This is a genomic window from Pantoea sp. EKM20T (assembly GCF_011800485.1).
Taxonomy (GTDB): Bacteria; Pseudomonadota; Gammaproteobacteria; order Enterobacterales; family Enterobacteriaceae; genus Pantoea; species Pantoea agglomerans.
Map to the genome: position 1 here is coordinate 1 of NZ_JAALFW010000013.1, position 26,030 is coordinate 26,030.

Genomic DNA, 26,030 nt, shown 5'->3' on the forward strand with positions numbered 1-26,030 from the left:
ATTAAATAAGTGAAGAAGCCCCGCACGAAAGTGCGGGGCTTTTTTACGTCTGCACTTTGCCACGTTAAGCTGAAAACTTGACCTGTAAGCCTGCTCCGGTAGCCTCCAGGTTCCTCCATTTCCTTTTTGAATTACCAGTAGCCTGATAAACACCGGAAACTATAATAATCATTAGATCAAAATATAAAATAAAGACTAGCAGATACAAAGTTTTTGAAATTTATAGCTTAATAAGTTACCAACTTATTAAGCTAATATGATAATAAACCTGCTAACAGGACTAACGCATAGCATTTAGAATGAATGGATTTTATTCTATTTACATTTTTTAGTGCTTGATTGAAACTAATTTCGACATTTAATTAAATGTCTCCGATGGATTTCTATTGAGCATTAACTAATTTAAGGAAGATTAAAATGAAAGAACTAACTGTTGCTGAAACAGAATTAGTATCAGGTGCCGCCTCTACTGGGATCTTAGACAGCATCGGTGGTGCAGTTATCGGAATGTTTGCTGGCGGAATGGGCGTTGCATGGGCGGGCTGGAACATCTCTGCTAATACTAATGGCGTAACCAGTGGAATCCTGGCTCCAGCACAGGGTGTTTTAGGCGGCCTGTTTGGTGGCATTTGGGGCGTTGTTTTTGGTCTGGTAGTCGGTGCTGCGGAAGGTACTGCTGATTCAATGGCACGCGCAGATTCAGTCTGGACAAATATTTTGAACGCTGGCTGATAATGCTCTGATCGTCCGGGGCATCACCTGCCATTTTAAATATCAGGCGTGCTGCCCCTTTTTTCTCTATCCCTGTCTGAAGCTATTTTACTGGTAATCAGTCATCCGATGTTGCAATGGCTGAGAATGCTCAGCGACTCTTATTCCACGAATAACTGTAGCCATCGTCATCCAGAGATAAAAAAGCTCTTTTTTTTGCAAAAATAAGGACGTCCCGTTAATTGTTACTATCGGGCAGGATCTTTTGCTACTGGACTTTACATTATGCTGGCTGACGACCATTTCCGTCCGGCATATTGCCGGCAGGATAGTCCCTAAGGTCATCAGGCGTATTCACATTCAGGAATAGCGATTCATCATCATCCAGCAGCACCGCATGTCCACCCTGATCGAGCAGGAACTGCATCAGGCGACGCTCACCAGCCTGCAGGTATTCACCGAGTGGCGTACGGAGATCGCGATGAATAAGCGCCAGAGTAGGATGATCCCGGGTTTGTGAGCGCACCCACACTGCGGGGGCATCGCCTCGTTGTTGCATCAGCCGCTCCACGAAGTTGAGCGGGATAGCGGGGGTGTCGCAGGCGCTGAATACCGCCCATTCCCCTTCAATCTCACGCAACCCACTGTAGATTCCGGCCAGCGGACCGGGATAATCATCAAAAACATCCTGAATAACCCGACATCCGCTTAACTGATAGCGATCAATATTACGATTCGCATTAATCATGACAATGTCGACTTGTGGCCTGAGCCGTTCAAGGACATGCTGATAAAGCGGCCTGCCATCCAGCTGTACTAAACCTTTGTCCTGACCACCCATACGGCGGCCCTGACCACCGGCCAGAATGATGCCGGTTAATATTGTCATGACTGTGCCCTCGCTGATGACGCACTGTGAAAGGAGAAATCTGAATGAAATGCCATCGTTTAAACGAGTTAATCGCGTTGCTGCAACCCGCCTGGCAAAAAGAGCCTGATCTTAATCTGGTCACATTTTTGCAGAAACTGGCTCAGGAATCTGGTTTCCGTGGCCCGTTAAGTGAATTAACCGATGATGTATTAATTTACCATCTCAAGATGCGTGACTCAGCCAGCGATGATGAGATCCCAGGCCTGAAAAAAGATTATGAAGTTGATTTCAAAACAGCACTGCTCCGCGCACGGGGTGTCATTAAACAGGACGAGTAGTGTTATCCTTGGCTGCTATTTGCAAGGGCAACTACAGGTAACATGATGAGCGACGCTGCTTTTAACTTCCAGACATTGAATCCCGACGTGTTGCTTGATGCGCTCTGGGAAACAGGAATTCGCGTCGAATCGGGTCTGACAGCCCTGAACAGCTACGAGAACAGGGTTTATCAATTCAGCGACGACGAAAAACGCCGCTATGTTGCGAAGTTTTATCGCCCACAGCGCTGGCGTGCCGAACAGATTGCTGAAGAACATCAGTACGCACTTGATCTGCTGGCTGACGAAGTGCCCATCGCGGCGCCACTGCGGTTAAAGGGTGAGACACTGCACAGTCACGCTGGCTTCTTCTTTGCCGTATTCCCCAGCCTGGGCGGACGGCAATATGAGACAGACAACGAAGATCAGATGGAGTGGGTAGGCCGCTTCCTGGGCCGCATTCATCAGACCGGGCGTAAAGCGCTGTTCAGGCATCGGCCTGCCATCGGTCTGGATGAATATCTGCATGAACCCCGGCAGGTGCTGGAGCACTCTCTGTTAGTGCCTGCATCGCTTAAAGTCGCACTGCTACAGGCTATCGATAAGCTGGGAAACACGCTGCAACAACAGTGGCACACCACGTGGCAGCCGCTACGATTACATGGCGACTGCCATCCGGGTAATATCCTGTGGCGTGACGGACCGCTGTTTGTCGATCTGGATGATGCCCGTAATGGCCCGGCCGTGCAGGATCTCTGGATGCTGATCAGCGGCGATCGTCAGGAACAGCGTATTCAATGGGATATACTGCTGGAGGCGTACAGTGAGTTCAGTGATTTTGATATTAATGAATTGTCACTGATTGAACCTTTACGCGCCATGCGCATGGTTTATTATCTGGCCTGGGTTGTCCGACGCTGGCAGGATCCCGCTTTTCCGCGCGCTTTCCCCTGGATGACAGATGAAGATTTCTGGCGCAGGCAAATTTCACTCTTTACCGAGCAGGAGAAGCTGTTGCAGGAACCTCCTCTGCAGCTGACACCGCAATATTAATGACGTAGTCAGGAGAATTTTTCACGATGAAAAAAATTTGGTTTGCACTGATGGGTTTAGTGCTGGCATTCAGCGCATCTGCTGCCCAGTTCACTGAAGGTAAACAATATGTGAGTCTGCCTAAACCTGTGGCCGGCGAACCTCAGGTGATGGAGTTCTTCTCCTTCTTCTGCCCGCACTGCTATCAGTTTGAACGTATTTATCACGTCAATGACGCGGTGAAAAAGAATCTGCCTGCTGACATTAAGATGGTGAAATACCACGTCGATTTTCTCGGTGGAGAGCTGGGGCCGGTCGTGACCCAGGCCTGGGCTGTCGCGATGGCGCTGGGCGTTGAAGATAAAGTGACAGCACCGATCTTCGATGGCATTCAGAAAACGCAGACCATCACCGATCCTGCCAGTCTGAAAGAGACCTTTGTCAAAGCGGCCGGTATCTCTGCGGCGGACTATGATGCAGCCTTGAACAGCTTCGCCGTAAAAGCGCTGGTTGCGCAGCAGCAAAAAGCCGCTGCTGATGTTGATCTGCGTGGTGTGCCTGCTATTTTCGTGAATGGCAAATACATGGTTAACAACGGCGGTCTTGATACCAGCTCTATGGATAATTTCGTCGCAGACTATGCGAACGTGGTTAAATTCCTGGTAAGCCAGAAGTAATCAGCCTCACACCCCCGTTAAACGCCAGCTCTGCTGGCGTTTTTTTTATGCCTTTGAACAACGGGCCAATTTTTGTCCATCTCCAGGGCATAAATTTAATATCCACACAAGGGATCGCGCTATTAAAAATAGCGATCGGGTCACGGAAATTAAATAAGCCAATGAAATTTATGGTTTTTATTCAAGTGCCGATTATTTATTTTCCTGAAAAACAGCGCGTTATAATTTTTACGCACAAAGTTATCCACAGAACGATCGTTGCGATCCTGTCCCCAAAAGCGTGAAAAACTCCAGACGTGGCACGCCTTAGTTCACCATTTCTGCCTGGTTGTGGCATCCTTATAGCCCAACTCATAGCAACGAAGACTACACAGACTTATGGCGCAAATAGCAGAAAATCCCCTGATTCTGGTCGATGGCTCATCCTATCTTTATCGCGCGTATCACGCGTTTCCGCCGCTGACCAACAGTGCAGGTGAACCCACTGGCGCCATGTACGGCGTGCTCAACATGCTGAAAAGCCTGCTGGCGCAATACAATCCGAGTCACGTTGCTGTGGTATTCGATGCCAAAGGCAAAACCTTCAGGGACGAGCTGTTTGAGCATTACAAATCTCACCGTCCCCCGATGCCTGACGAGCTCCGTGCACAAATTGAGCCGCTGCATGAGATGGTGCGGGCGATGGGGCTGCCGTTGCTGGCTGTGAGCGGCGTCGAGGCTGATGATGTCATCGGTACGCTGGCGCTGGAAGCGGAGAAAAAGGGTCTCTCAGTGCTGATCAGCACTGGCGACAAAGATATGGCGCAGCTGGTCACGCCCGCCATCACGCTGATTAACACTATGAGCAACACCATTCTGGGACCAGAAGAGGTTGAGCAGAAATATGGTGTTCCACCCGCATTGATCATCGATTTCCTTGCCATGATGGGTGATAGCTCCGATAACATTCCTGGCGTGCCAGGCGTCGGTGAGAAAACGGCACAGGCGTTGCTGCAGGGGCTGGGCAGCATGCAGACGATCTATGACAATCTGGACAAAGTGGCCGATCTCGGCTTTCGTGGTGCCAAAACCATGGCGACCAAACTTGAGCAGAATCGTGATGTGGCTTTTCTCTCTTATCAGCTGGCGACCATTAAGACAGACGTTGAGCTGGCGCTGCCCTGTGAAGAGCTCACAGTCACTGAACCCGATACAGAGGCATTGCAGGCCCTGTTCAGTCGTTACGAGTTCAAACGCTGGCTGAGTGACCTGCAGGACGGTAAATGGCTGCAGGGTAAAAAGAGCACTACGCAGGCGCAAAAAGCGCAGGCCGATGAACCGGCCCCGGTGGCTGAAACCAGCAGCGTGTTACCGACCGAGGGTTATGTCACCATTCTGGATCAGGATCTCTTTGATAGCTGGCTGGAGAAGCTGAAAAACAGCGAAGTCTTTGCGTTTGATCTGGAGACCGACGCGCTGGATACCCTGAGCGCTAACATCGTCGGCATCAGCTTCGCGGTGGCGCCCGGTGAAGCCGCCTATCTGCCGGTTGCCCATGACTATCTTGATGCGCCTGATCAACTGGATCGCGCTACCGTTCTGGCACAGCTCAAGCCCTTGCTGGAAGATGAGAGCGCATGGAAAGTTGGCCAGAACCTGAAATACGATCGCGGCGTGCTGAAAAACTACGACATTGAACTGGCCGGTATCAAATTCGACACCATGCTTGAGTCCTATATCCTCAACAGCGTGGTGGGCAAACATGACATGGATAGCCTGGCCGCTCGCTGGCTTAACCATAAAACCGTGACCTTCCAGGAGATCGCCGGTAAAGGCAAAAATCAGCTGACGTTCAATCAAATCGCGTTAGAGCAGGCATCTCATTACGCTGCAGAAGATGCAGATGTGACCCTGCAGCTGCATCTGAAGATGTGGCCAGAGCTGGAGAAAGAAGCGGGCCCGAAAAAAGTCTTTGAACAGATTGAGATGCCGTTACTGACGGTGATTTCGCGTATAGAGCGCAACGGTGTGCTGATCGATCAGTCTATTCTGGCGCAGCACTCGAAAGAGCTGACGGCCCGCCTGGCTGAGCTTGAGTTAAAAGCGCATGAGCTGGCAGGGGAACCTTTCAACCTCTCATCCACCAAGCAGCTTCAGGTGATCCTGTTTGAAAAACAGGGCATCAAGCCCACGAAGAAAACACCAGGCGGCGCGCCTTCAACCAGCGAAGAGGTGTTAGCCGAGCTGGCACTTGATTATCCGTTACCCAAAGTGATTCTGGAGCATCGCGGCTTATCCAAACTTAAGTCTACTTATACGGATAAATTACCGCTGATGATCAATCCGATCAGTGGCAGGGTACATACCTCTTATCATCAGGCCGTCACCGCAACCGGACGCTTATCCTCTGCCGATCCGAATCTGCAAAACATTCCGGTGCGTAATGATGAAGGACGCCGAATCCGTCAGGCATTTGTAGCGGCCAAAGGCCATCGCATTGTGGCGGCAGACTATTCACAAATCGAACTGCGTATCATGGCGCATCTCTCTCAGGACAAAGGATTACTGGACGCTTTTGCCCAGGGCGAAGATATCCACCGCGCGACGGCATCCGAAGTGTTTGGCGTGGCGCTGGATAAGGTCAGCGGCGAACAGCGTCGCAGCGCCAAAGCGATCAACTTTGGTCTGATTTATGGCATGAGCGCCTTTGGCCTGTCGCGTCAGCTGAATATCGGTGCGGGTGAAGCGAAAAAGTATATGGATCTCTACTTTGAACGCTATCCGGGCGTCCTGCGCTATATGGAGAACACACGCCAGCTGGCGGCGAGTAAAGGCTATGTCGAAACGCTGGAAGGCCGTCGGCTGTGGCTGCCCGATATTAAATCCGGTAACGCCATTCGCCGGAAAGCCGCTGAACGTGCCGCGATCAATGCGCCGATGCAGGGAACGGCAGCGGATATCATCAAGCGGGCAATGATTGCCGTGGATAACTGGCTGGAACAGCAAAACGACAATGCCGTCAGAATGATCATGCAGGTTCACGATGAACTGGTGTTCGAAGTCAAAGCTGAGGCGGTTGAAGAGGCGAGCCAGAAAATCCGTGCGTTGATGGAAGGTAGCGTACAGCTCGACGTACCTTTACTGGTTGAAGTCGGTGTGGGTGACAACTGGGATGAAGCCCACTGATTCGATGCGTGTGGTCGGTTCTGAAGAACAGAATCGGCCCTGAATCAGGTATAAGAAAATCGTTTAGTTGACCGGTTTAGCGCGCTCAACGCTGGCACTGAGAGAAAGCGCTTTTCTAACTGCTTATCGCCTAAACACTTTTTTCGTCATTAAACTACATCGCAACGCTATTTTTGTGACGTGCATGGTAAAAAAAGTCCTGTTTCATGTAAGTAAGCAACAAAAAAGCCTTTGTCACGCACAGAAAATCAGGTAAAGTTCGTCGCGTAGGGTACAGAGGTAAGATGTTCTATCTTTCAGACCTTTTACTTCACGTAATCGGATTTGGCTGAATTTAGCCGCCCCAGTCATTCTGTGACTGGGGCGTTTTTTATTGGGCTTTTTGTACCGTCAGCATCACCGGCACAAGGTTGCCACTCACTCTTCCGCGTCCTGATCTTCAACCGCAGGTTCAAGCGTATTAAACCAGCTGTCCAGCTTCTGACGAACCTTATCCACGCCGATTTTCTTCAGCGATGAGAAGAGCTCTACCTGCACATCACCAACAAATTCGAGTGCGGCTTCACGCACGACATTGAGCTGCGCTTTACGGGCACCTGAGGCCAGTTTGTCTGCTTTAGTGAGAAGCAACAGCACCGGAATGCCACTTTCCACTGACCACTGAATCATCTGCCGGTCGAGATCTTTCAGCGGATGACGGATATCCATCAGGATAACCAGTCCTTTCAGCGCCTGACGTTTTTGCAGGTATTCACCTAACGCGCGCTGCCACTTCAGCTTCATCTCTTCCGGAACTTCGGCATAACCGTAACCGGGCAGGTCGACCAGACGCTTACCTTCTTTCACTTCAAACAGGTTAATCAGCTGCGTACGTCCCGGCGTTTTACTGGTACGCGCCAGACCCTTCTGATTGGTTAACGTATTCAGCGCACTCGATTTTCCCGCGTTCGAGCGGCCAGCGAAAGCCACCTCAATTCCGGTATCGGCAGGCAGATGGCGGATATCCGGCGCGCTCATGACAAAGTGGGTAACGTGGTAATTCAATTCAGACAAGGTGACACTCCAGAAAACGCATTAAGGCAATGCGGGCGATTATACGCGTTATGACGCGAAAGTGCTCAATCGCATCTCGGTAACAAACTTTGTAAGAGATTTGCCATTCACGGTGCGGGTTATTTCGCTTTTTACTTTAATTACTAAAAATAAAAAAATATGTAATTCAAACCCTTATCTTAAAACGTTCTTTTTTTGAACTAACTATTTTTGACACTGACTTGAGGCTTTTACCAGTTGGTCTACATTAGTGTGCAGTGCACGGAAGCACACATCAGGATGATGCGCTCAGGGATACCAGGAGGGTTATGAGCGATGGAATGGAACAGGGTCAGGGATGCGGCCAGACAGGGATAAGGAATAGCTCAGGAGTTGAGCAGGCGCGGGATTAACCGGGATGTTACGAGCCGAAAAGGATTTAAAACATGATTCCTTCTTATGAAGGTATGAAATAAGGCGACAGCTTGAGCTGTCGCCTTTTTTCTTTGTCTACTTTCTGCTAGATTTCGCCGCAATTCTATACTGAATAAAAAAAGCCGGGACCGAATACTATGAAGCAACCTGCACGAGCTGCTAACGGCAAACCTGCCGTCAAAGCCAAACGCAAATCGCGTGACGATATCAACCATGAAGCACGCGATCGCAAACGTGATAAAAAGCATCGCGGACATGCATCTGGCAGCCGTGCTAATCCGGCTGCGTCCGAAAACAATGGCGGACGTCAGGCGGACAGCGTGAAAGATCCGCGCATCGGGAGTAAAAAACCGGTGGCCCTGATCGCTGAAGGAAAAACCGCCGCCGTTAAACCAAAGAAAAGCGCAGAAAAACCGGCAGCAGAGAAGAAAGTGCGTCTGACACCAGAAGAAGAGCTGGCGAAGCTGGAAAATGACGAACGTCTGGATGCGCTGCTGGATCGGCTGGAAAATGGCGAAACGCTGTCGGCTGAAGATCAGGGCTGGCTGGATGCCTCGCTGGATCGTATCGACGAACTGATGGAGCAGTTAGGCATTGTGATGGATGATGCCGAAGATGAGCAGGCTGAAGAAGATATGTACCGTCTGCTGAAAGGCAACTAAGCAAATTTGATCGGCATGCGTTACCCGCATGCCGTGCTTAACAGGTAAACGACAATGTTTTGGCCTGGATCAATTTTCGCGCTGCTGGCGACATGTTATCTGCTGTGGTTATTGTTTAAACTACGACGCCTGTCGCGTCTGAAGCAACGTTTACGTCGGGTCTCATCCCGCTCACCTTTTATCTCCTCTTCTTCGCGACCTTCTCTCAGACGACGTCACCGGAAGGAGTGAGCATGCCATCGCAGCAGATTGAGTGGGATCAGGCGTTAATTGAAAAATACAATTATGCCGGCCCGCGTTACACCTCCTATCCCACTGCGCTGGAGTTCAGCGAGCAGTACGCGGAAAACGACTTCCAGCGTGCCGTGGCGCGTTACCCTGATCGTCCGCTGTCGCTCTATGTCCATATTCCCTTCTGCCATCGTCTCTGCTACTTCTGCGGCTGCAATAAGATAGTGACGCGTCAGCGCCACAAAGCGGATCGCTATCTGGATGTGCTTGAGCAGGAGATTATTCAGCGTGCGCCGCTGTTTCGTCAGCGTCAGGTCACGCAGCTTCACTGGGGCGGCGGCACGCCAACCTTCCTCGACAATGCGCAGATTTCCCGGCTGGTGGGTTTACTGAAGCAGCATTTCAGCGTGGCCGATGATGCCGAAATGTCGATCGAAGTGGATCCCCGGGAAATTGCGCTGGATGTGATTGATCACCTGCGATCGCTGGGATTCAACCGGCTGAGCATGGGGGTGCAGGACTTCAACAAATCGGTGCAGGAGCGGGTTAACCGGGTACAGGATGAAGAGGTGATTTTCGGGCTGATGGCGCGTGCCCGTGAACAGGGGTTCAGCTCGACCAGCATTGACCTCATCTATGGTTTACCCCTGCAGACGCCCGCCAGCTTCGCCTGGACGCTGGAGCGGGTACTGGCGCTGAGCCCGGATCGTCTTAGCGTCTTTAACTATGCGCATCTGCCGGCGATGTTCGCGGCACAGCGTAAAATCAAAGAGGGTGAACTGCCATCGGCTCAGCAAAAGCTGGATATTTTACAGCAGACCATCGCAACCCTGACTCAGCAGGGCTACCAGTTCATTGGAATGGATCACTTTGCGAAGCCGCAGGATGAACTGGCTATCGCGCAGCGCAAAGGCCAGCTGCATCGCAATTTCCAGGGATACACGACGCAGGGCGACAGCGATTTGCTGGGGCTTGGCGTCTCTGCCATCAGCATGATTGGCGACAGTTATGCGCAGAACCAGAAAGACCTTAATACCTGGTACAATTGTGTGGAACAGCAGGGAAATGGCCTGTGGCGTGGCATCGCCTTAACCGACGATGATTGCCTGCGTCGGGACGTGATAAAAACGCTGATTTGTAACTTCTCGCTGAATTTTGCCGCGACAGAAGCGCAATGGGGCATTCGCTTCAGCGACTATTTTGCTGAGGACCTGGCGCTGCTGAAGCCGTTGATAGCTGATGGGCTGGTGGAACAAACCGCTACGGGGCTGGAGGTGACGGGAATTGGCCGGTTACTGATCCGCAATATCTGCATGTGCTTTGATCGCTATCTGCGTCAGAAAGCGCGTCAGCAGCAGTTCTCCCGCGTTATCTGAAGAAACGGGCTGGCAGACTTCACCAGCCCGTACTGAACCGCTTATTCCATGCCCAGCTCTTTGAGCTTGCGCGTCAGCGTGTTTCGTCCCCAGCCCAGCAAACGTGCCGCTTCCTGTTTGTGGCCCTGCGTATGACGCAGCGCAGTAGTGAGCAGCGTGCGCTCCATCTCTGGCTGTGCTTCTGACAGCAGATTCTGATGACCGGAACGCAGAGCGCGATCGGCCCACTGTGCCAGCAGCGTTGCCCAGCTGTCAGGCAGCGACTGCACCGGATTCTCCGGCGTACTGGATTCAAACAGTTCTCCGGGCAGGTCCTGAATCAGGACTTCCTGACCCGCAGCCATCACGGTCAGCCAGCGACAGGTGTTCTCCAGCTGACGCACGTTACCTGACCAGTGCAGTCGGGTTAACGCTGTCTCGGTTTCCGGATGCAGAATCTTCGCTTCCACACCCAGCTCACGCGCCGCCACCTGCAGGAAATAACGCGCCAGACGCGGGATATCCTCACGACGCTCACGCAGCGGTGGCAGATGCACACGAATCACGTTCAGGCGGTGAAACAGATCCTCACGGAACTTGCCTTCCTGTACGCGTAATTCCAGATTCTGGTGGGTCGCCGCGATAATACGCACATCCACTTTGACCGGCGCATAGCCACCAACGCGATAGAACTGGCCATCGGCCAGCACGCGCAGCAGACGGGTCTGCACATCCAGCGGCATATCACCGATCTCATCCAGAAACAGCGTGCCGCCATCCGCCTGCTCAAAACGGCCCTGACGGATCTGGTTCGCCCCGGTAAAGGCGCCTTTTTCGTGACCAAACAGTTCTGATTCAATTAAATCTTTGGGGATCGCCGCCATGTTGAGCGCGATAAAGGGCGCTTTGGTGCGCGGGCTATGGCGATGCAGCGCATGGGCCACCAGCTCTTTACCGGTACCGGACTCGCCGTTGATCAGCACACTGATCGACGAGCGCGATAATCGTCCGATGATGCGGAACACATCCTGCATCGCGGGCGCTTCACCGATGATATCGGTGGTGGGTCCGCTGACCGGCTGATTACGTGGCTGCTGCTGCTCCTGATAGTGGCTGATAGCACGCTCGACCAGCGCAACCGCTTCATCGATATCGAACGGCTTAGGCAGGTAATCAAAGGCACCCTGCTGATAGGCACTGACGGCAGCGTCCAGATCTGAATGCGCCGTCATTATGATGACCGGAAGCATCGGATGACGCTGCTTAATCTGTTTCAGCAGCGCCAGGCCATCCATACCGGGCATGCGAATGTCTGACAGTAAAACGTCCGGGGTCTTGGTTGAGAGGGCATCCAGCACCTCGCTTGCGCTGTCAAAAGTCGCACAGCTCAAACCGGCTCCAGTGAGCGCGCGTTCAAGCACCCAGCGGATGGAGCTATCGTCATCGACGATCCAGACTATCCCTCGTTGCATAGAAACCTCACTGGCGAATAGGCAGGTAAACCGAGAATTCGGTGTGTCCCGGCCAACTGTTAAATTCTATTTTTCCTGAATGTTGATCAATCAGGCTACGGGCGATGGAGAGGCCTAAACCGGTACCGCCTTCGCGTCCGCTGACCATCGGATAAAACAGCGTATCCTGCAGCTGGGCCGGAATGCCGGGGCCATCATCTTCAATATCAATACGTGCCACCAGCCGATAACGCGTGCCGTGCAGCGTCAGCTGGAAAGCCGTGCGGGTGCGGATAATAATGGTGCCGCCATCGTCGCCCAGCGCCTGAAGCGCATTGCGCACCACGTTAAGCAGCACCTGTTCAATCTGATCGGGATCGTGCGGCAGTTCCGGCAGGCTGGGATCATAATCCCGTACCAGCGAGACATTCTCCGGCAGCTCCATCGACACCAGATTAACCACCCGTTCGGCCACCTGATGAATGCTCTGCGTGATGTGCATGCCCGGCTGCTGCGGCCCCAGCAGACGATCAACCAGATTCCGCAACCGGTCGGCCTGTTCAATAATCACTTTGGTATATTCATTCAGCGAGGGATCGGGCAGGGCGCGGGATAAAAGCTGTGCCGCGCCGCGCAATCCTCCCAGCGGATTTTTAATCTCATGGGCCAGGCCGCGAACCAGATCGCGAGCGGCCACCTGCTGGGCGTGCTGTAACTGCTCCTGACTGAGACGACGCTGATTATCCATCGGCGCCATTTCCATCAGGATTAAGCCATCGGGTAACCGCTGGGCGGTCAGCGACATAATGTGTGCGCGACCATCTACCACCAGCGTGACCTCACTGTCAGTAAATCCCTGGCCAGCCTCAAGACTCTCGCGCATCACCTCGATATTCAGCGAAAAGTAGCCGGTTAACTCCGGTAACGGCGTGCCGAACAATTTGCGTGAGCTTTGCGCCAGTAATTGCTGCGCCGCCGGGTTGGCGTAATGAATAACCAGATCGTTATCCACCAACAAAATACTGTTGATTAACGCGTTGAGAATCTGCCCTGCATCGGGCAGAGAGCCAGTTGCCATACAACGTTCCTCTGCACTAAAGAGGTGCATTTTAGTCTTTAAGCCGAAAAGAGGGCGAATGAACGGTGAATTCGCGGAGAAAAAAGCCCATCCGAAGATGGGCTAAAAGTTTCCACGGCAACAAAAAACGTCTGACCAGTTAAACGCTGTAGTAGAGCTCGAACTCAACCGGGTGTGGCGTCATGCGAACGCGATCCATCTCTGCTTTACGCAGTTCGATGTAAGCATCGATCGATTCGTCAGTGAATACTCCGCCGCGGGTCAGGAACTCGCGATCTTCGTTCAGTGCATTCAGCGCTTCTTCCAGAGAGCCTGCAACTTTTGGAATCTCAGCTTCTTCTTCCGGTGGCAGGTCATACAGGTTCTTGTCCATCGCATCGCCAGGATGGATTTTGTTGATGATGCCATCCAGGCCAGCCATCAGCAGTGCGGTGAACGCCAGGTATGGGTTAGCCGCTGGATCCGGGAAGCGCGCTTCGATACGACGCGCTTTCGGGCTGGCAACAACCGGGATACGGATTGAGGCTGAACGGTTACGGGCAGAGTAAGCCAGCATAACCGGTGCTTCGTAACCCGGGACCAGACGCTTGTAAGAGTTGGTGGTCGGGTTCGCCAGGGCGTTGATCGCTTTAGCGTGCTTGATGATACCGCCGATGTAGAACAGTGCCATTTCAGACAGGCCGCCGTACTTATCGCCGGCAAACAGGTTCTGGCCACCTTTGGAGAGTGACATATGGCAGTGCATGCCTGAACCGTTGTCGCCAAACATAGGCTTCGGCATAAAGGTCGCGGTTTTGCCGTAAGCGTGCGCAACGTTGTGAACCACATATTTGTAGATCTGAATTTCGTCCGCTTTTTTGGTCATGGTATTGAAGCGGGTTGCCACTTCGTTCTGACCCGCGGTCGCCACTTCGTGGTGATGCGCTTCAACAACCAGGCCCATCTGCTCCATGGTCAGACACATGGCAGAACGAATGTCCTGTGATGAGTCAACCGGTGGAACCGGGAAGTAGCCGCCTTTCAGACCTGGACGGTGACCTTTGTTACCGCCTTCGTACTCTTTACCGGTGTTCCATGCCGCTTCTATATCGTCGATAGCAACGTGTGAACCGGACGTCGATGAGCCGAAACGGATGTCATCGAACAGGAAGAATTCTGGTTCTGGTCCAAACAGTACGGTATCAGCGATGCCGGAAGAGCGCAGGAAATCTTCAGCGCGCTTAGCGATAGAGCGTGGATCGCGGTCGTAGCCCTGCATGGTGCCTGGCTCGAGGATGTCACAACGGATGATCAGCGTAGAATCTTCGAAGAAAGGATCCATGACCGCCGTGGTGGCGTCAGGCATCAGCACCATGTCTGATTCGTTAATGCCTTTCCAGCCGCCGATAGACGAACCATCGAACATTTTGCCTTCTTCGAAGAAGTCAGCGTTAACCTGGTGAGCAGGGATCGTAACGTGCTGTTCTTTACCTTTGGTATCGGTAAAACGCAGGTCAACAAACTTAACTTCATGCTCGTTCATCATCGAGAGAACGTGTTCAGCGGACATACTCAACTCTCCTGGAAATGGTCTTTCATTATCTACATGGCGAGGAAACGTCGTTTCCGGAATACGTTGCGGGAAAACAACTCCCTGACCAACCTCTTCCGGCACGCTCTTCAACCGACATCTGTCTGGCGTTTACGCTTGATTTAGATAAAGCGAATTCTGTGCCAACTTTTTTGATGATGCTTAAATCGCCTTGTGGTGCACCTTTTTGTCATAAAGCGGCTGCACCATGATCGTTTTATTGCACCACTGTGGTGCTTAACGGTCATCTGGTGGCACTATTTTGGTGCATAAGACCAACTTAGTGCATTTTCTGCACCGGTAACAGGGCAAATTGGCCTCCATGCAATAAACTTTCAGTGAAAAGTGTGATCGTGTTCAGTCTTCCGCTTAATCAGTGTACAATAACGCGCTATTTCTAATGCCTGAGGCAAAGCTGTGATCGAAAATTTGCGTAACATCGCCATCATCGCGCACGTTGACCATGGAAAGACCACCCTGGTTGACAAACTGCTGCAACAATCCGGTACTTTTGATGCCCGTACCGAAGCAACAGAGCGCGTGATGGACTCCAATGATTTGGAGAAAGAGCGTGGGATTACCATCCTCGCAAAAAACACCGCCATTAAGTGGAATGACTACCGTATCAACATCGTTGATACCCCAGGACACGCCGACTTCGGTGGTGAAGTTGAGCGCGTCATGTCCATGGTGGACTCGGTGCTGCTGGTTGTAGATGCGATGGATGGCCCTATGCCGCAAACCCGCTTCGTGACCAAAAAAGCGTTCGCGCATGGTCTGAAGCCGATTGTGGTTATCAACAAAGTAGACCGCCCTGGTGCGCGTCCGGATTGGGTTGTTGATCAGGTCTTTGACCTGTTCGTTAACCTGGATGCTACTGATGAGCAGCTCGACTTCCCTATCATTTTCGCCTCTGCGCTGAATGGTATTGCTGGTCTTGAGCACACCGACATGGCTGACGATATGACCCCGCTGTATCAGGCGATCGTCGACCACGTTGCACCTCCGCAGGTTGAGGCTGACGCCCCACTGCAGATGCAAATCTCTCAGCTGGACTACAACAACTACCTGGGCGTGATCGGCATCGGCCGTATCAAGCGCGGTAAAGTTAAGCCTAACCAGCAAGTCACTATCATCGATAGCGAAGGCAAAACCCGTAACGGTAAAGTCGGTAAAGTCCTGACTCACCTGGGTCTTGAGCGTATCGACAGCGACCTGGCAGAAGCGGGCGATATCATTGCTATCACCGGTCTGGGCGAGCTGAACATCTCTGACACCATCTGTGATCCACAGAACGTGCAGGCGCTGCCAGCACTGAGTGTCGATGAGCCAACAGTTACCATGTTCTTTAACGTCAACACTTCACCGTTCTGCGGTAAAGAAGGTAAGTACGTGACGTCACGTCAGATCCTTGAGCGTCTGAACAAAGAACTGGTTCACAACGTGGCACTGCGCGTTGAAGAAACCGAAGATGCTGACGCGTTCCGCGTATCAGGTCGTGGTGAGCTTCACCTGTCAGTTCTGATCGAAAACATGCGTCGTGAAGGTTTCGAACTGGCGGTATCCCGTCCGAAAGTTATCTTCCGCGAAATCGATGGCCGTAAACAGGAGCCATTCGAGAACGTTACGCTGGATATCGAAGAGAACAACCAGGGTTCAGTCATGCAAGCCATGGGTGAGCGTAAGGGCGATCTGAAAAACATGGATCCGGATGGCAAAGGCCGCGTACGTCTCGACTACGTGATCCCAAGCCGTGGCCTGATCGGCTTCCGTAACGAATTCATGACCATGACTTCCGGTACCGGTCTGCTCTACTCTACCTTCAGCCACTACGATGACATTCGTGCGGGCGAAGTGGGCCAGCGTCAGAACGGCGTACTGATCTCCAACGGTCAGGGTAAAGCAGTTGCTTTTGCACTGTTCAGCCTGCAGGACCGCGGTAAGCTGTTCCTGGGTCACGGTGCAGAAGTCTATGAAGGCCAGATCATCGGTATTCACAGCCGTTCTAACGACCTGACAGTTAACTGCCTGACCGGTAAGAAACTGACCAACATGCGTGCTTCAGGTACTGATGAAGCCACGACTCTGGTTCCGCCAATCAAGATGACCCTTGAGCAGGCGATCGAGTTCATCGATGATGACGAACTGGTAGAAGTTACACCACAGTCAGTGCGTATCCGTAAACGTCACCTGACTGAAAACGACCGTAAACGTGCATCACGTGGTCCTAAAGACGCATAATTGCGCTTTTAGCTGATAAAGAGCCCCGCCTGCGGGGCTTTTTTTTTGCCTGAAATTCCTGCCTCTTCAGCCGGGCCAGCGATTATTTGTGGGATAGGTCGCGCTTTTTAGCTGCCCGCTGCCGTTTACGCTTTTCTCTCCGCGAGTGCCTGTTCAGCCTGCCCTTTTGCCGCTAGAGTGAATACTCCAGGGAACAGAAGGAGACACACCATGCTGTATATCTTTGATTTGGGCAATGTGATTATCGATATCGACTTTAACCGCGTGCTGGGTGTCTGGAGTGACCTTAGTCGTGTGCCGCTGGCCTCGCTGCAAAGCCATTTCCAGATGGATGAGGCGTTTGAACAACACGAACGTGGCGAGATCAGCGATGAAGATTTCGCGCTGGCGCTGTGTGAAAAGCTGGAAATCGCGCTGAGCTATGAACAGTTTGCCGCTGGCTGGCAGGCGGTATTCGTTGACGTGCGTCCGGAAATCCTGGCGCTGATGAACCGGCTGCGGCTGGAAGGTCATCGGGTGGTGATCCTCTCTAACACCAACAAACTGCATTGCGAATTCTGGCCAACGCAGTATCCGGACGTGCAGCAGGCAGCCGACAAGCTCTACCTCTCCCAGGAGCTGGGCATGCGTAAACCGGAAGCCCGGATATACCAGCATGTGCTGGACGCAGAAGGTGTGGCTGCCGATCAGGCGGTATTTTTTGACGATAATCCACAAAACATTGAGGCGGCCCGCGCCCTGGGTATTGAAAGTGTACTGGTTACTGACAGTAAAACGGTACCCAACTGGTTTGCAGGTCAACAGTAATTCATGATGTCACGTAAATTTCGTCCCGGGCTGCATGCGTTCTGGTTGTGGCTCAAACTGTTGTGGAAACGCATTGATGAGGATGGCATGACGACCCAGGCCGGTAATCTGGCTTATGTCTCATTGCTGGCGCTGGTGCCGCTGATTGCGGTGGTGTTTGCCCTGTTTGCGGCGTTTCCGGTCTTTTCAGATATCAGCGTGCAGTTGAAGCACTTTGTCTTTACCAATCTGATGCCGGCTGCAGGTAACACGCTGCAACGCTATCTTGAGCAGTTTGTGGCTAACGTAAACCGGATGACGGCGGTCGGAGCGGTCGGCCTGATTGTTACTGCCTTACTGCTGATGCATTCCGTCGATACCGCGTTAAACACCATCTGGCGCAGCAACAAGAAGCGGCCGATGGTCTATTCCTTTGCGGTCTACTGGATGATCCTGACACTTGGCCCGTTACTGGCCGGTGCCAGTCTGGCGATCAGCTCCTATCTGTTGTCGCTGCGCTGGATTAACGCGACAGGCGTCACCAGCCTGGTCGATCAGATGCTGCGTATTTTCCCGCTCCTGCTGTCGTGGCTCGCCTTCTGGTTGCTCTACAGCATCGTTCCTACCCAGCGAGTGCCGCCGCGCGATGCGCTGATTGGCGCGCTGGTTGCCGGTGCGCTGTTTGAGCTGGGCAAAAAGGGTTTTGCGCTCTATGTTACTATGTTCCCCTCTTATCAGCTGATCTACGGCGTACTGGCCGTGATCCCCATTCTGTTTCTCTGGGTCTACTGGACCTGGTGTATTGTGTTGTTAGGCGCTGAAATTACCGTTGCGTTAGCCGACTATCGGCAGTTAAAGCAGCAACACAAAGAGGAGCAACGCGAGGAAACATGATTGCATTGATTCAACGCGTACAGCGCTCCAGCGTCAGCGTCAATCAGGAAGTAGTCGGTGAAATCGATGCCGGTTTACTGGTTTTGCTGGGCGTGGAAAAGGGCGATGACAACGCGCGTGCGGAACGTCTCGCAGAACGCGTATTGGGCTATCGCATCTTTAGTGATGAGCAGGGAAAAATGAACCTGAGTGTTCGCCAGGCGGGCGGAAGCGTGCTGGTGGTGTCACAGTTTACGCTGGCCGCAGATACCCAAAAAGGGATGCGTCCCTCCTTTTCAGGTGGCGCCGAGCCCGCTGAAGCCGAGCGGCTGTATGAATATTTCAGCGACTGCTGTCGCAAGCAGGGCATCACCACGGCTAATGGCCGTTTTGCTGCGGATATGCAGGTCTCGCTGGTGAATGATGGTCCTGTGACGTTCTGGTTACAGGTGTGAGAACGTCAGCTGAGCGGCAGGGAACTGGCCACACATCCGAGCGGGAGAAACATTACATGTATCACCTTCGCGTGCCACAGACGGCGGAAGAGCTGGATATCTATTATCAGTTCCGCTGGGAGATGTTGCGTAAACCTCTGCGTCAGCCGCAGGGGTCGGAACGTGACGCCTGGGATGCGCTGGCGCATCATCAGATGGTGGTTGATGAGCAGGGAAATCCGGTCGCCATCGGGCGTCTCTATATTAATGCCGACAATGAGGCTGCTATCCGCTTCATGGCCGTTCATCCTTCGGTTCAGGGCAAGGGACTGGGTACTCTGGTGGCGATGACACTGGAATCCGTGGCGCGTCAGGAAGGGGCTAAGCGGGTAACCTGCAGCGCCCGCGAAGATGCTGTCGCTTTCTTCGCTAAACTCGGCTACATCAATCAGGGCGAGATTACCGCGCCGCAGACGACGCCGGTTCGTCACTTTCTGATGATCAAACCGGTCGTCACGCTTGACGATATCCTGCATCGCGCCGACTGGTGCGGTCAGCTGCAACAGGCCTGGTATGATCATATCCCGCTCAGCGAAAAGATGGGTGTCCGTATTCTGCAGTTTACCGGGCAAAAATTTATCACCACCATGCCTGAAGCGGGCAACCAGAATCCACACCAGACGCTGTTCGCTGGCAGCCTGTTTTCGCTGGCAACGCTGACCGGCTGGGGGTTGATTTGGTTGCTGCTGCGCGAGCGTCATCTGGGTGGCACCATTATTCTGGCGGATGCGCACATTCGCTACAGTCACCCCATCAGCGGACGGCCTGGCGCGATTGCCGATCTGGGCTCATTAAGCGGCGATCTCGACCGCCTGGCGCGCGGACGAAAAGCGCGTGTGCAGCTCGAAGTTGAGCTTTTTGGCAATGATGAGTGTGGCGCGGTGTTTGAAGGGGTCTATATCGTCCTGCCCGCCGATCCCGACGGGCCGCTGGAAGAGGGGGGTTCCGGCGCGCGTATCAACTAATCATCAGGGCCGCTTCAGCGGCCCTGATCTGTTGTTAACGTACCTCGCCAGCCTGCATGGTCTGCTGCAGTTGCTGACTGTCGGTTGTCACCGACAAACTGCCATTAACCGTCGGGCGCAGCGGCTGAGTTGCGGTTAATGCACCGTTCAGCTGCAGCTGCATATTACTGTCACCGGTTAACGGCAACGCGGGCCATCCCCAGTTCTGCAACACATTCACCGGTACAGCACGACCTGTCAGTTGCAGCGTCAGCGGACGGGCTGGCTGCTGGCCTACGGTGGCCGTCCCTTCGAGCAGACCCTTATTACTGAACGCACTCAGCTCCGTAACCTGAATCTGCTGCTGGTCAGCGCTCAGCGCAATCGACGGATGACGCAGGTCGGTGCGATTAAAGGTTGATTCTGCCGCGTTCAGGCTGAGCTTACCCGACCAGATCCCCCACTGGTGCTGCTGCGCCAGCAGCAGGTTTTCACCGGATCCATCCAGTGAGGTCAGCTGGAAGGGAAAAGCCGGATTGATGTCGATAATCAGGTTTCGATTAGAGGTGAAGCGCGTCACCTCTACGCTATCCAGCCACGCGGGCAGTGTCGCCTGCCAGCGATCGCGCCAGTCCTGCGGCAGAGTGTATTCCAGTCCCGCCACCGCCAGGTTTTTCAGTGTCAGGCGTTTATCGCTACGCGACCAGTCACCGTCAGCCCGAATCACCCCATTTGCCCAGCGTGAACTGAACTGCGTCAGCGCCACGCCCTGCGGTGAGAAGTCCAGGTTAACGATGGGGTCATTTAGTTCGAATCCACCGTTGATAAAATTGCTGGCATTCAGCGCCAGCGAACCATCGTTACTCTGCCAGTCATCACCCTGCCAGTTAACGTTTCTCAGCGTCAGATCCAGATCCGTTACCGCCCAGTCAGGCCCCTGCAGGCGGGCATCGGTCATGTCGAGCCGCGTAATAGCGATCGAGGGGACAACCTGCAGGCTATGCAGGAAATCTTTCAGGCTGCTGGTGGTCTGCAGACGGATGTCGTTCAGTCGCAGCTGATTAATTTTCCAGTTGCCCTGGGCATCGCGCTCACCGTTGCCGGTCATAGAGCCACGCGCCAGGTCGGCACCAATATTGTCAAAGCGCATCCGACCCTGGGAGACACTGCCCTGGATCAGTACGTTTTCACCCGGCACATTATTCAGTGTCATGCTGCCTGCGCTCATCTGGAAGCGGGCATCGCGGCCCAGCATATCAAGGGCAGTGGGTTTCCACGGCAGAATGCCGCCATTAACCTGCTGAGCAAACAGCGGTAACGCGCTGTTGGGGCTGTCGATACGCATATTGTTGAGTTGCAGTCGATCGGCCTGAATCGGTAGCGCGCTGCCTGGCGCCAGATTGGCCAGATTCACTTCTCCGTCGCGCAGCTCAAGGCTGCTGAAATGCAGCGGATCGCTGAACTGAATCAGTGCCAGACCGAGATCGACCCGTTTCGCCACCAGAACTGCAGGCTGTCCATCGTGACCAAAGCTGAAGTCATCCAGAATGATGTGAGAGGGAGAGGAGAAATTGTGTTCAATTTTACTCAGGGAGAGATGCCATTCGGTTTTGTCACTCACCCAACGGCTAAACCAGCCTGCACCCCACTGTGTCTGCAACAGAACATAGATCACGACCAGGGTGAAAAGCAGCAGCAAAAGTAAGGTGAGGAAAAACTTTCCAATAAATTTCATAGCATCCTTCCCGAGTTAAATCCGGTGAGAGGTTGTTATGCCTGAATTACCGTTACAGCTCAACAGCCTGGATGTAAATCCGAATAATTAGCAGGCAGGCCGAAGCCTGCCTCTGGCCTTACTTCTCTGGCGGAAAAATCAGGTTGAGTACGATAGCGGTAATACCGCCCGCAGCAATACCGGAAGAGAGCAGGGTTTTCAGCCAGTCAGGCGCAAACTGCAGGATCAGCGGCTGCTGAGAAACGCCCAGGCCCACCGCCAGCGACAGCGCAATAATCATGATGGCGCGGCGGTTAAGCGGCTCGCGTGACACAATGCGAACACCCGAGGCGGCGATGGTGCCGAACATCACAATGGTGGCGCCGCCGAGTACCGGTTCAGGGATCATCTGCACCAGCCCGCTGACCGCCGGGAACAGCCCCAGCACAATCAGCATCAGCGCGACAACAAAGCCGACGTAGCGGCTGGCAACACCGGTTAACTGGATCACGCCATTGTTCTGACCGAAGCAGGAGTTCGGGAAAGTATTAAACAGCGCGGAGACAAAGGAGTTGAGGCCATTCGCCAGCACGCCGCCTTTCAGGCGTTTCATATAGAGGGGGCCGCTGACCGGCTGCTCTGACACATCCGAGGTGGCGGTGATATCGCCGATGGTCTCCAGAGAGGTCACCATAAACACCAGCATCAGCGGGATGAGCAGATTCCAGTCGAAGCCCAGCCCGTAATAGAGCGGGGTCGGCACCACGATTAGCGGCTGATCGATGGGGATGCCGGCAGCAGGCAGCATGCCCATCGCCCAGGCCAGCAGATAGCCCACCGCCATGGCAATAACCAGGGAGGCAACGCGCAGGTAGGGGTTCTTCTGCCGGTTAAGTAGCACGATCACCAGCAGCACAGCCCCTGCCAGCATCAGATTTTTCGGCGCACCAAAAGTATGATCGTTAATCGCGCTGAAACCGCCGCCAATGGAGGTCAGCCCTACCTGAATCAGCGACAGGCCGATAATCATCACCACGATACCGGAAACCAGCGGCGTAATAATCCGGCGCGCCAGGTGCAATACGCGTGACAGCACCATTTCGGTACAGGAGGCGAGCATCAGCGTACCAAACAGCGCCGCCATCATGGTGGGCACGTCAGCGCCGCCATTTTTTAGCGCCATGCCGCCCATAATCAAGGGCGTAACGAAGTTGAAGCTGGTGCCCTGAATTGACAGCAGGCCCGAACCCACTGGCCCCCATGTTTTGATTTGCAGCAGTGATGCCACACCCGATGCAAACAGCGACATGCTGATCACGTGCCGGGTATCCTCTGCGGGCAGCCCTAACGCCTGACAAATCAGAATCGCGGGGGTAATGACCGCGACAAACATCGCCAGCAGATGCTGACCGGCGGCAAACAGCGTTTGCGGCAGGGGAGGACGATCTTCAAGACGATAAATCAGTTCGCTTTGCGTGGCGGAAGGCTGTTCTGGCTGCGGATTAGTGGACATCTTCTGTTCTTCCCGAAAAATAATGTGGCGATTGTAATCATCCGCAGGCTAAAAGCAATCGTTTGCCCGGCAGGGATAAAAAAGCCGAATCAGAGGGGGATCGTTCAGACGTTGGTATAACGGGTGTTCTCTGGCAGCCAGCGTTCAATTAATGCGCTGGCCTGCTCGGGATAGTGCTGGTGGATGTGGCGCGCCACACGCTGAACTTCGGGCACCATCGCCGCATCGCGCAGCAGGTCGGCCACTTTAAATTCGGCATTGCCGGTCTGACGCGTGCCCAGCAGTTCACCCGGCCCGCGAATCTCCAGATCGAACTGGGCAATGACGAAGCCGTCATTGCTGTCGCGTAGCACCTGTAAACGCTTCTGCGCCGTCTTGCTCAGCGGCGCTTTGTAGAGCAGTACACAGTGTGATGCCACGGCACCACGACCCACACGGCCCCGCAGCTGATGCAGCTGCGCCAGCCCTAACCGTTCCGGGTTTTCGATGATCATCAGGCTGGCATTCGGCACGTCCACACCAACCTCAATCACAGTCGTCGCCACCAGCAGCTGCAGTTCATTCGCTTTAAACGCCTGCATCACCGCCTGTTTTTCCGCAGGCTTCATCCGGCCATGCACCAGTCCGATGTTTAAGCCGGGCAGCGCCGTTTTCAGGGATTCCCAGCTGGCTTCTGCCGCCTGTGCTTCCAGCAATTCTGACTCTTCAATCAGGGTGCAGACCCAGTAGGCCTGACGCCCTTCGCGGCAGGCATGCTCAACCCGCGCCACAATCTCATCGCGTCGGGTATCGGGGATAGCCACGGTGGTCACCGGTGTACGTCCCGGCGGCAGCTCATCGATGGTTGAGGTATCGAGATCGGCATAAGCGGTCATCGCCAGGGTGCGCGGAATCGGTGTGGCGGTCATGATCAGCTGATGCGGGTGGAAGCCCTGCTCCTCACCTTTCTCCCACAGCGCCAGTCGCTGGTGGACGCCGAACCGGTGCTGCTCATCAATAATGACCAGTGCCAGACCGTTGAACTGCACCTGCTCCTGAAACAGGGCATGTGTGCCCACCACCATCGCCACCTGACCGCTGGCTATCGCTTCCTGCTGTGCCTGGCGGGCTTTGCCTTTCTGTTTTCCGGCCAGCCAGCCCACTTCAATGCCCAGCGGCGCAAACCACTGGCGGAAGTTACTGGCGTGCTGTTCAGCCAGCAGTTCGGTCGGCGCCATCAGAGCAACCTGCTTACCATGTGCGATAACGTTCAGCGCAGAAAGCGCGGCGACCAATGTCTTACCCGAGCCGACGTCACCCTGCACCAGCCGCATCATCGGAAAGTCATTTGCCAGATCTTTCTCTATCTCCGCCACCACGCGTTTCTGCGCATTGGTCGGTGAAAAGGGCAGCGCTGCCAGCAGCTGGTCGCGAAGGTTGTGCCGGGGAAGCATAGGTAAAGCGTAATAGCGCTGAGCACCGGCGCGTACCGCCAGCATGCTGAGGTTGTGTGCCAGCAGCTCTTCCAGAATCAATCTGCGTTGTGCCGGATGACGACCACTCTCCAGCTCGCTGAGTTTTAGATCGGGTGGTGGACGATGCAGCGTGCGGAGCGCATCTGGCAGGCTGATTAAACCGCCGCTCAGTTCCTGCGGCAGCAGTTCGGCAATCGGGCAGCTCTCCAGCAGCGTCAGTGCCTGATCGGTGAGATTACGCAGCGTGGCCTGCCGGATACCTTCGGTGGTGGGATAAACCGGCGTTAAGGTCTCTTCCAGCGTCACATTGCTCTGTTCGCCCTGGATCCGGTATTCGGGATGGATAATCTCAGCGCCACGCTGACCGCGTTTAATTTCACCATACGCGGTGACGCGCCGGCCCGGCGACAGGTTGTTCTTCATTCCGGCATTGAAATTAAAGAAGCGCATCGTCAGTACGCCGCTGCCATCGCTAATCTGGCACACCATCATCCGGCGGCGACCAAAGGTGATATCTGTGTGCAGCACTTCGCCTTCTACTGTGGCCCAGATACCGGGCAGCAGATCATCAATGGCATAAAGTTGGGTACGATCTTCGTAGCGTAGCGGGAGATGAAGCAGGAGATCCTGAATGGTATGCAGGTCAATTTTGGCCAGCTTTGCCGCCTGGCTGGCACCGACGCCGGTCAGGGTACTGAGCGGGATGGCATCCAGCAGACGGCCTTTCATCTTCTTTTACCGGTCGATTGCATGGTTGCCCACCAGCTGGGATCGGCGTCGACTTCGCCCTGCGCATTGATGCGCGGATAGGGTAAACCTTTCTGTTTTGCGACCCGCGCCAGCACCGGGAATCCGCCTTCGAACAACAGACGTTGCTGCTCATCTTCGTCCAGCAGGCTGTAGTCGCGCAGGTACAGACCCGCGTTCTGCCGCTGCCGCTGTGCTTCATACAGGATCAGCGCGCAGGCGACCGAGACATTCAGCGACTGCACCATGCCCACCATCGGAATCACAATCTGCCGATCGGCCAGCGCCAGCGCTTCTTCGGTGATGCCGGTTTTTTCCTGGCCCATCAGGATGCAGGTCGGAAGGGTATAATCGATCTCACGGAAATCCACGGCATCGGCAGAGAGATGGGTCGCTAAAACCTGCATCTTCTGTTGTTTGAGCTTTTTTACAGCATCGCCGATGGTGGGATGGGTGACCACTTTAACCCAACTGTTGCTTCCGGCAGATGCGGAAGCCTGAGTGCGCATCCGCTGGCTCGGCCAGACGGCATGCACTTCGTGGATGCCGACGGCGTCCGCCGTGCGGATCACTGCGGAAACATTGTGCGGCTTATGCACCTGCTCCATACAGACCGTGAGATCGTGCTGGCGCAGTGCCAGCATCGCCTGAATCCGGGCAAATCGTTGATCGTTCAT

General features: G+C 53.9%; 21 protein-coding genes. 12 read left to right on the forward strand and 9 right to left on the reverse strand.

The genetic code is table 11. The features are described from left to right. Positions 1-417: 417 nt before the first annotated feature. Entirely contained in the window at positions 418-732 is a 315-nt protein-coding gene (locus tag HFD94_RS18870; protein WP_010672113.1) for a hypothetical protein, read from the forward strand. Between the two features lie 262 nt (positions 733-994). On the opposite strand, the gene mobA is transcribed toward HFD94_RS18870, so the two are convergent. Continuing rightward, the gene (gene mobA, locus HFD94_RS18875) at positions 995-1,600 is read right to left on the reverse strand and encodes a molybdenum cofactor guanylyltransferase MobA (RefSeq protein ID WP_064690977.1); all 606 of its coding nucleotides are present in this window, start codon (positions 1,598-1,600) and stop codon (positions 995-997) included. 44 nt (positions 1,601-1,644) lie between these two features. Here mobA and HFD94_RS18880 point away from each other — a divergent pair, with 44 nt between their 5' ends. From HFD94_RS18880 to polA, 4 genes are all read left to right on the forward strand, one after another. Beyond that, positions 1,645-1,920 carry a YihD family protein gene (locus HFD94_RS18880; protein WP_003850728.1) on the forward strand — a complete coding sequence of 92 codons (276 nt, stop codon included), beginning with the start codon at positions 1,645-1,647 and terminating at the stop codon, positions 1,918-1,920. 45 nt (positions 1,921-1,965) lie between these two features. Further along, entirely contained in the window at positions 1,966-2,952 is a 987-nt protein-coding gene (locus HFD94_RS18885; RefSeq protein ID WP_010258460.1) for a serine/threonine protein kinase, read from the forward strand. A 26-nt stretch (positions 2,953-2,978) separates the two neighbouring features. Next, positions 2,979-3,608, forward strand: a complete 630-nt coding sequence (gene dsbA / locus HFD94_RS18890) for a thiol:disulfide interchange protein DsbA (RefSeq protein WP_122889943.1) — start codon at positions 2,979-2,981, stop codon at positions 3,606-3,608. Between the two features lie 378 nt (positions 3,609-3,986). Next, the gene (gene polA, locus HFD94_RS18895; RefSeq protein WP_033766527.1) at positions 3,987-6,773 is read left to right on the forward strand and encodes a DNA polymerase I; all 2,787 of its coding nucleotides are present in this window, start codon (positions 3,987-3,989) and stop codon (positions 6,771-6,773) included. Positions 6,774-7,190: 417 nt separating this feature from the next. On the opposite strand, the gene yihA is transcribed toward polA, so the two are convergent. Continuing rightward, positions 7,191-7,826 (reverse strand): ribosome biogenesis GTP-binding protein YihA/YsxC, encoded by a 636-nt coding sequence (gene yihA / locus HFD94_RS18900; RefSeq protein WP_010258448.1) that lies wholly within the window; start codon positions 7,824-7,826, stop codon positions 7,191-7,193. A gap of 551 nt (positions 7,827-8,377) precedes the next feature. Here yihA and yihI point away from each other — a divergent pair. Together yihI and hemN are read left to right on the forward strand one after the other, a co-directional pair. Next, positions 8,378-8,902 carry a Der GTPase-activating protein YihI gene (yihI, locus tag HFD94_RS18905; RefSeq protein WP_010258445.1) on the forward strand — a complete coding sequence of 175 codons (525 nt, stop codon included), beginning with the start codon at positions 8,378-8,380 and terminating at the stop codon, positions 8,900-8,902. Between the two features lie 233 nt (positions 8,903-9,135). Further along, the gene (gene hemN, locus HFD94_RS18910; RefSeq protein WP_052271766.1) at positions 9,136-10,509 is read left to right on the forward strand and encodes an oxygen-independent coproporphyrinogen III oxidase; all 1,374 of its coding nucleotides are present in this window, start codon (positions 9,136-9,138) and stop codon (positions 10,507-10,509) included. A 41-nt stretch (positions 10,510-10,550) separates the two neighbouring features. Here the strand turns inward: hemN and glnG are convergent, their stop codons facing one another. The 3 genes from glnG to glnA all read right to left on the reverse strand — a co-directional run bounded on the left by glnG (position 10,551) and on the right by glnA (position 14,566). Continuing rightward, positions 10,551-11,960 carry a nitrogen regulation protein NR(I) gene (gene glnG, locus HFD94_RS18915; protein WP_010258440.1) on the reverse strand — a complete coding sequence of 470 codons (1,410 nt, stop codon included), beginning with the start codon at positions 11,958-11,960 and terminating at the stop codon, positions 10,551-10,553. Positions 11,961-11,967: 7 nt separating this feature from the next. After that, positions 11,968-13,017: a nitrogen regulation protein NR(II) gene (glnL, locus tag HFD94_RS18920; RefSeq protein WP_008926971.1), complete on the reverse strand. Its 1,050-nt coding sequence runs from the start codon at positions 13,015-13,017 to the stop codon at positions 11,968-11,970. A 139-nt stretch (positions 13,018-13,156) separates the two neighbouring features. Beyond that, positions 13,157-14,566: a glutamate--ammonia ligase gene (gene glnA, locus HFD94_RS18925; RefSeq protein WP_010258434.1), complete on the reverse strand. Its 1,410-nt coding sequence runs from the start codon at positions 14,564-14,566 to the stop codon at positions 13,157-13,159. A 438-nt stretch (positions 14,567-15,004) separates the two neighbouring features. Here glnA and typA point away from each other — a divergent pair, with 438 nt between their 5' ends. From typA to fabY, 5 genes are all read left to right on the forward strand, one after another. Further along, complete coding sequence (typA, locus tag HFD94_RS18930) at positions 15,005-16,828, forward strand: ribosome-dependent GTPase TypA (RefSeq protein WP_010258429.1); 1,824 nt, start codon at positions 15,005-15,007, stop codon at positions 16,826-16,828. A 210-nt stretch (positions 16,829-17,038) separates the two neighbouring features. Beyond that, positions 17,039-17,635 (forward strand): glucose-1-phosphatase, encoded by a 597-nt coding sequence (gene yihX / locus HFD94_RS18935; RefSeq protein WP_010258428.1) that lies wholly within the window; start codon positions 17,039-17,041, stop codon positions 17,633-17,635. Positions 17,636-17,638: 3 nt separating this feature from the next. Next, positions 17,639-18,508, forward strand: a complete 870-nt coding sequence (locus HFD94_RS18940; protein WP_010672108.1) for a virulence factor BrkB family protein — start codon at positions 17,639-17,641, stop codon at positions 18,506-18,508. Beyond that, a complete protein-coding gene (gene dtd, locus HFD94_RS18945; protein WP_010672107.1) occupies positions 18,505-18,942 on the forward strand; it encodes a D-aminoacyl-tRNA deacylase in 438 nt (145 codons plus the stop codon). The genes HFD94_RS18940 and dtd overlap by 4 nt, the downstream gene beginning before the upstream one ends. A gap of 56 nt (positions 18,943-18,998) precedes the next feature. Continuing rightward, on the forward strand, positions 18,999-19,946 hold the full coding sequence (gene fabY, locus HFD94_RS18950; protein WP_010258423.1) for a fatty acid biosynthesis protein FabY: 948 nt from the start codon (positions 18,999-19,001) through the stop codon (positions 19,944-19,946). 34 nt (positions 19,947-19,980) lie between these two features. On the opposite strand, the gene HFD94_RS18955 is transcribed toward fabY, so the two are convergent. The 4 genes from HFD94_RS18955 to trmH all read right to left on the reverse strand — a co-directional run bounded on the left by HFD94_RS18955 (position 19,981) and on the right by trmH (position 26,030). Continuing rightward, positions 19,981-21,660 (reverse strand): AsmA family protein, encoded by a 1,680-nt coding sequence (locus tag HFD94_RS18955; protein WP_050680314.1) that lies wholly within the window; start codon positions 21,658-21,660, stop codon positions 19,981-19,983. Positions 21,661-21,778: 118 nt separating this feature from the next. Beyond that, the gene (locus HFD94_RS18960; RefSeq protein WP_064690979.1) at positions 21,779-23,152 is read right to left on the reverse strand and encodes an NCS2 family protein; all 1,374 of its coding nucleotides are present in this window, start codon (positions 23,150-23,152) and stop codon (positions 21,779-21,781) included. 104 nt (positions 23,153-23,256) lie between these two features. Next, the gene (recG, locus tag HFD94_RS18965) at positions 23,257-25,335 is read right to left on the reverse strand and encodes an ATP-dependent DNA helicase RecG (RefSeq protein ID WP_122889942.1); all 2,079 of its coding nucleotides are present in this window, start codon (positions 25,333-25,335) and stop codon (positions 23,257-23,259) included. Beyond that, positions 25,332-26,030: a tRNA (guanosine(18)-2'-O)-methyltransferase TrmH gene (trmH, locus tag HFD94_RS18970; RefSeq protein WP_010258414.1), complete on the reverse strand. Its 699-nt coding sequence runs from the start codon at positions 26,028-26,030 to the stop codon at positions 25,332-25,334. Before trmH ends, recG begins: the two co-directional genes overlap by 4 nt.

Excerpts from the sequence above, each read along its gene's own strand:
- HFD94_RS18870 (WP_010672113.1), top strand. The coding sequence starts at position 418 with ATGAAAGAACTAACTGTTGCTGAAACAGAATTAGTATCAGGTGCCGCC.
- mobA (WP_064690977.1), bottom strand. The coding sequence starts at position 1,600 with ATGACAATATTAACCGGCATCATTCTGGCCGGTGGTCAGGGCCGCCGT.
- HFD94_RS18880 (WP_003850728.1), top strand. The coding sequence starts at position 1,645 with ATGAAATGCCATCGTTTAAACGAGTTAATCGCGTTGCTGCAACCCGCC.
- HFD94_RS18885 (WP_010258460.1), top strand. The coding sequence starts at position 1,966 with ATGAGCGACGCTGCTTTTAACTTCCAGACATTGAATCCCGACGTGTTG.
- dsbA (WP_122889943.1), top strand. The coding sequence starts at position 2,979 with ATGAAAAAAATTTGGTTTGCACTGATGGGTTTAGTGCTGGCATTCAGC.
- polA (WP_033766527.1), top strand. The coding sequence starts at position 3,987 with ATGGCGCAAATAGCAGAAAATCCCCTGATTCTGGTCGATGGCTCATCC.
- yihI (WP_010258445.1), top strand. The coding sequence starts at position 8,378 with ATGAAGCAACCTGCACGAGCTGCTAACGGCAAACCTGCCGTCAAAGCC.
- hemN (WP_052271766.1), top strand. The coding sequence starts at position 9,136 with ATGCCATCGCAGCAGATTGAGTGGGATCAGGCGTTAATTGAAAAATAC.
- glnG (WP_010258440.1), bottom strand. The coding sequence starts at position 11,960 with ATGCAACGAGGGATAGTCTGGATCGTCGATGACGATAGCTCCATCCGC.
- glnL (WP_008926971.1), bottom strand. The coding sequence starts at position 13,017 with ATGGCAACTGGCTCTCTGCCCGATGCAGGGCAGATTCTCAACGCGTTA.
- glnA (WP_010258434.1), bottom strand. The coding sequence starts at position 14,566 with ATGTCCGCTGAACACGTTCTCTCGATGATGAACGAGCATGAAGTTAAG.
- yihX (WP_010258428.1), top strand. The coding sequence starts at position 17,039 with ATGCTGTATATCTTTGATTTGGGCAATGTGATTATCGATATCGACTTT.
- HFD94_RS18940 (WP_010672108.1), top strand. The coding sequence starts at position 17,639 with ATGATGTCACGTAAATTTCGTCCCGGGCTGCATGCGTTCTGGTTGTGG.
- dtd (WP_010672107.1), top strand. The coding sequence starts at position 18,505 with ATGATTGCATTGATTCAACGCGTACAGCGCTCCAGCGTCAGCGTCAAT.
- fabY (WP_010258423.1), top strand. The coding sequence starts at position 18,999 with ATGTATCACCTTCGCGTGCCACAGACGGCGGAAGAGCTGGATATCTAT.
- HFD94_RS18955 (WP_050680314.1), bottom strand. The coding sequence starts at position 21,660 with ATGAAATTTATTGGAAAGTTTTTCCTCACCTTACTTTTGCTGCTGCTT.
- HFD94_RS18960 (WP_064690979.1), bottom strand. The coding sequence starts at position 23,152 with ATGTCCACTAATCCGCAGCCAGAACAGCCTTCCGCCACGCAAAGCGAA.
- recG (WP_122889942.1), bottom strand. The coding sequence starts at position 25,335 with ATGAAAGGCCGTCTGCTGGATGCCATCCCGCTCAGTACCCTGACCGGC.
- trmH (WP_010258414.1), bottom strand. The coding sequence starts at position 26,030 with ATGAACGATCAACGATTTGCCCGGATTCAGGCGATGCTGGCACTGCGC.